Consider the following 727-nt stretch of genomic DNA (forward strand, 5'->3'; position numbering starts at 1 on the left):
GTGGTGCTGGGCGCGCTGGGGACCTGGCGGGTGTACGCGTGCGTGGCGGGGCTCGTGGAGCCGTTGCGGGACCGGCTGGTGCGCGCGGTGGTCGGCCGGGGGGTCCGGGAGGCGGACGGCAGGGCCCTGTCCGGGCTGACCCAGCAGGTGGAGATCGCCCGGGACACCTTCGCCGGACTCGTGATGGTGTCCCGTTCGTTCCTGTTCACCTCCGCCGGGGCGCTCGTCGGGCTCTTCTCGCTGGCACCGCCCCTGCTGCTCGTCGTCGGTCCCCCGCTGGTCGCCGGCGTCGTCCTCTTCCTGGTGACGCTCAGGCCCCTGGCACGCCGCCAGGAACGCTTCCTCGTCGCCGACGAGGCCCTCGCCGAGCGGCTCGGTGCCGTCTGCCCGGGGTTGCGGGACACCACGGCGGCCGGCGCGGAGGACACGGTCGCCGCCGACACCGGCCGGTGCGTCGACGCCGAGCTGCGGGCCGCGCGCTCTCTGGCCCGCTGGGGCGTCGTACGGGTCGCCTCCCTCGCGATCGGCGGCCACTTGCCCGTCCTGCTGCTCCTGCTCACCACCCCATGGCTCCTGGACCAGGGGGTCACGGCGGGTGCCCTGATCGGTGCCCTCGCCTACGTCACCCAGTCCCTCCTCCCCGCCCTGCAGAACCTGGTCCACGGCCTGGGCACCAGCGGCTCCCGGCTCGCGGTGGTGCTCCGCCGACTGTCCCCGGCACCCACCC

General features: G+C 75.4%; 1 pseudogene. It reads left to right on the top strand.

Features of this window, described 5'->3' with window-relative positions:
- Positions 1-727, top strand: a pseudogene (locus tag P1P70_RS45370) (ABC transporter ATP-binding protein); the annotation flags it as partial.

It is taken from the genome of Streptomyces sp. MB09-02B (assembly GCF_033794485.1).
Lineage (GTDB): Bacteria > Actinomycetota > Actinomycetes > Streptomycetales > Streptomycetaceae > Streptomyces.